The following is a 4,424-nucleotide window of genomic DNA, read 5'->3' on the forward strand; positions in this document are numbered from 1 at the left end:
AAATGCTCTAGCCGTGACCTGAGTATCTATGGGTTACCGATATTACTTTACCTAACAACGCGTCGTGGTAGTACTTATCTCAGTTTAGTGGTAGATGCTTACTCAAGAAAAATCGTTGGCTTCACATAGGTGATGATATGAAAGCTCGCACGGTCAAATAAGCATTTTTAAACGAATAAAAAATCGGAAAGAATACCGGTCAGCTTGTACATCACTCAGTTCGATGCGTTCAATACTGCTCTGTTGAATACCAAGAGTTACATCGATAATATGATGTATCCAACTCAATGACTGATAGCTATAAAGGTTATCAGAATGCACTGCCAGAGAGGAGCAACGGAGTACTGAAAGTGGAATATCGATTGAATAAGTCTAATGATTTCGATGACGTAAATAAAAGGTCGCCGAATTCAGTAAAATTCTATAATGAACATAGGCCTCACACAACTCTAAAATACAGGCTCAAAACGCCGATAAAGTACATCGAGCGTTTTAGGCAATCAAGAGTGCCCCTCCCTTAGGGGCAAGTCATCATTTACAAAAACGTTTAACACTATCCTAAATTCGAATCACCGCACCTAGGGCAATAAATACGACCGCACAGCCTGCTAACGGTCTGCCAGCAAGCTGTGCTCTATCTTCTTACTCGGCTTCTGCCGCTTCAACAGCTAACAAGTCTGCCATGTCATTACCTTTATCACCGGAGTGAGCTTTAACCTTAAACACTTCAACGTATTTCTTAGAACGCAGTTCGTCGATTTGTTGCCATAGGTGGCGGTTCTTAACTGGCTTCTTGTCTGACTTACGCCACCCCCTCTCTTTCCAGTTATCTAACCAATCGTTGTAGCCCTTTACACAGAAGTCACTGTCTGAGTAGATGACGTCGCCATCCTGCGCATACTCTAAACCTTCGATTAAGGCCATTAACTCTAATTCTGCATTGGTGGTACTGCGTCTAATAGTGATGCTATCTTGATACTCCAGTTCACCCTGTTCGTTAAAGGCTGCGATACCAATTCCACCCTGTGTGCATCCGTGTTGATTGTTTGGTGCTGCGCCATCTACGTAAATTGAAAAACTCATTTTATTTCTCTCTCTAATTGAACAGGGAGCCTTCGAGGGCTCCCTGTTGATGTGGTCAGTGTGCTTTCTGCTACTTGGATTATTCTTGGATCTCTCGTAATCCTAAGCATGATTCCATCCAATCATCAATCTCACCATCAACCCAAGCAACAGCTCTATCTCCAAGATTGACTGATAATGGAAAGTTACCGTTATTCATTTTTCGGTAAATCGCTGAACGACTTAAAGCAGTTTTTTCCATCACTTCTTTTAACTTTAGAAATCTCATTGGGAATGGTCTCCTGTATTTTGTATATACCCATGAGAAGAGTTACCACTGTAAAAAAGTACGTTACCTCATCATTACTGCTTTATGTTCGGTACTCAAAGCACTACAAACTCAGCTTCACCTTCTTCTTACTTTTGCCAATCTGCCTTAAGTAAAAAGTCCCTCAGGGGCGAGAGTGCCCCTTCCCCTATACATCAAAGTTAACCATTACCAATCGAGCTACCTGTATCTGGTCTAAATCAGATACTGGATATATGTTTTAAATAAAAATCGTTTATCTTCGGCTAGTTCCAAAGTTCTTATTTCTACTCCCGTATTCTTTTGTTCTTACTTTTGCAAAGTAGCTAACCCTGTAAAACAACCGTTCTAACTCACTATCAAATTGCTCAGAATCTCGCTTCAGGTAATACGTAGGGTTCTTCGGAAAATTAACTAAAAATGAAGACTCTTCCACATCTATATCAAGAGCTGTTGCCCATGCCTTTTTAATCATGTGAGAGAGGTTACCGCTGCTTTGGTAACTGCCAAGAAAGGCATAGCTATCTTTATTGAAGAACAAAACCATATGGTAGTGTTGATTCAATGCTGTATCTTTTTCTTTCACCCATGCATAACGGACATTGCATTTGTGGACTCGCTTACCGCTTCTTTTTTTTCGCTTGGAGTCAGCTTCTATTTGAGAGATCAGTGATGCAATAAACTCAGAGATCATTAATGAGTTAGAGCCAGCCAAATATGAGCCAATTCTTAAGTCAACTCGCACTGCCGTTGTTCGAGGGTGGTCTTCTAGTGCCTTGTCTATGGTTTCGTACATTCTAGATAGGTAATTAACGATGACTCCTTCATCGCATTGCATTATCCGTAATCCATTAAATCTTCTTTTGTAAGTTATCCCTAGATTACGATTTCGTTTATGTCTCTTGTTCATTGTCTATTCCTCTATGTTGTTTTGACATAGGTATTGGTGACAATGTAATTTTTAATGGTGTTACTAAATATACATACTAGACAAACCGACATCAGAGATTTATGAATCGGCTGAGCCTATGATGTCCCAGAGAACTTTCAATCGCATTATTGCTTACCATTCATAAAAGTACCTCACAAAGCGCAAAAACTGATGATAATGGCAAAACATTCAACTCTGACATAAAATGAATTTTGCATAACTTTTCATTTCTGATATAACTACTCATATGAAATAACGGTAGCCGTTATTTTTTACAGGATGATACATAGAGCTTTACTAAGAGTACTGATTCTTTCTATACGGTTGAAGTTCGAAAAAGATAGATTCTTCCATTAGCTCCTTCACCACGAACGTAAACTTCTGAAGTGTATTTTTTAGAAGAAGTGGCATACAACAAAAGACGGCGACTATATCACCGACACAATTCCGACGTACCACCGACATGTTTCAGTCACAATACATACAAATCCCCGTCGTTAAACCGATCATTTTCTGATAACTTAACTTAATCATTTTAATAATGGCATTTAGATAGACATGAGTTACTCAAGCTTCAAAGCATACTCTAACGACACCGAAAGAAACCTTAGAACTTACATAAGGTATTTGAATAAAAATTCACACAAAGGCAATGTTACGGCAGCCGAAAATTTACATAATCTAGATAAGAAAAAACTCAAGAATATTTTCACAGAAGAAGTTTCTAAAAGGCTAGACATCACGAGTGATGACTTGAAAGAAGGAAGACTCGACTATGACGTTGAGGCTGAACTTGGGCAAATATTAATAGATTTATATGATTTAAAGACCGAGACATCTTATGTAGAAAGCAAGCTGACTTGGGTTACAGAAAGCGAAAATACTAGGGCCGCTTATTTTTTCTTGTCTGTGCTTAAGATGATGGTTAAGAATAACGAACGCTATTTTTCTTATCCTGCTACCTACCTATCGACTTGTGAGAATACCAAGGGAGATACTGATGAAGATGGACCACATCAAGAAAGATCTAGAGATAGCTCTTCAGGTTCTCTAAATCGTATTAGGGATATTCGTAAAAGTAAGCATTTTAGTCTCGTCAGAAACATAGATACGGACTTTGAAGCCTTAAATAGTGTACTTAAAATTTGTCCTAACAAAAGCGACAGTTTTAGGGGGGAGCTAATGGAGTGCCTCGAGAACTATAGTACTCATCTTGATTTTATCGGGGAGCGAGCTTTTACTGAGATAGTTGATTCTATTGAAACAGTTTATGACAGGATGGTTAGAGAACTATCTACAATAAACTGGGATATACTGAAAGAGCAAGATGAAAAGATGGTAGATTGGTTATATTCGATATTAGCCAAAAAACATGAATACATACCGCTTAGCCCAGCAGATGATCTAGAGAAGAAAAAGTCAAGCATTCGAAATATCATTGATATCCTCTATGCAACTAATGAAAAAGAAGACTTCGAAAAAATAACCAAATATATTAGAGATAGTTTTTCCAGAAGGAAAAAATCGCTACCTGTTTATGCTATAGAGTTAGATCAAGAGCGCCTAGATAAGCTAGTCAAACTAGCTGGTGGAAGTAAAGGTGAGGGAAAGATTCAAAAAGCGCTATTCAGATTAATTGATTCGACGACCCAACCCTGTAAATAATTCTATTTGGCTTTTTCTTAAGTATGCTGACTCCCGCACTAGTTCTCAAATATTCGCGGATAGATCAACAAAATTTCGTACAGTGGCCTCCAATTCCTTCATTAGAAACTGAAGGCCAGCGATAGAAAGTAAGCGCGTCATAAACCCCGCATTCTAATCGCCTAGCGCGAAGAATAAGATCAAGTCTCCAACCATGAGGAGATTTGAAATGGGAAAACGACACACTAATCAAGAATGGCAAACGCTCATCGAGCAGTCTGAATCGAGTTCATTGTCAACGCTTGCATTTTGTAAGCTCAATGCACTCAATCCCTCAACGTTTTATGCTAAGCGCCAGCAACTCAAAAAAGCGGATGTCTCTCAAGGCTTTGTACGAGCAGAGGTCGTCGAAAAGACAACGAAATATCAAGCTCAAATAGCCACCGCTAACATGACACTTCCCCTATCTGGCAGGGTAGT

Annotated in this window: 5 protein-coding genes and 1 pseudogene; 3 read left to right on the forward strand and 3 right to left on the reverse strand. The window is 39.0% G+C overall.

Annotated elements, in window-relative coordinates; genetic code table 11:
- Nucleotides 1–17: 17 nt before the first annotated feature.
- Nucleotides 18–496, forward strand: a pseudogene (locus AB4484_RS26320) (transposase); the annotation flags it as partial.
- Nucleotides 497–642: 146 nt separating this feature from the next.
- Here AB4484_RS26320 and AB4484_RS26325 read toward each other — a convergent pair.
- The 3 genes from AB4484_RS26325 to AB4484_RS26335 form a co-directional block, all read right to left on the reverse strand.
- Complete coding sequence (locus AB4484_RS26325) at nucleotides 643–1,083, reverse strand: ribonuclease HI (RefSeq protein WP_372081004.1); 441 nt, start codon at nucleotides 1,081–1,083, stop codon at nucleotides 643–645.
- Nucleotides 1,084–1,162: 79 nt separating this feature from the next.
- Nucleotides 1,163–1,351, reverse strand: a complete 189-nt coding sequence (locus AB4484_RS26330; RefSeq protein ID WP_372081005.1) for an AlpA family transcriptional regulator — start codon at nucleotides 1,349–1,351, stop codon at nucleotides 1,163–1,165.
- Nucleotides 1,352–1,625: 274 nt separating this feature from the next.
- Nucleotides 1,626–2,279: an inovirus Gp2 family protein gene (locus AB4484_RS26335; RefSeq protein ID WP_019351008.1), complete on the reverse strand. Its 654-nt coding sequence runs from the start codon at nucleotides 2,277–2,279 to the stop codon at nucleotides 1,626–1,628.
- A 579-nt stretch (nucleotides 2,280–2,858) separates the two neighbouring features.
- On the opposite strand from AB4484_RS26335, the gene AB4484_RS26340 reads away from it, so the two are divergent.
- Both AB4484_RS26340 and tnpA read left to right on the forward strand, forming a co-directional pair.
- Entirely contained in the window at nucleotides 2,859–3,965 is a 1,107-nt protein-coding gene (locus AB4484_RS26340; protein WP_372081006.1) for a hypothetical protein, read from the forward strand.
- A 208-nt stretch (nucleotides 3,966–4,173) separates the two neighbouring features.
- Nucleotides 4,174–4,424: IS66 family insertion sequence element accessory protein TnpA (gene tnpA / locus AB4484_RS26345; protein ID WP_372081007.1), on the forward strand; the 251-nt coding region annotated here is incomplete at its 3' end.

The sequence above is a fragment of the Vibrio sp. 10N.261.46.A3 genome (genome assembly GCF_041472995.1).
In the GTDB taxonomy this organism is placed as follows: domain Bacteria; phylum Pseudomonadota; class Gammaproteobacteria; order Enterobacterales; family Vibrionaceae; genus Vibrio; species Vibrio coralliirubri.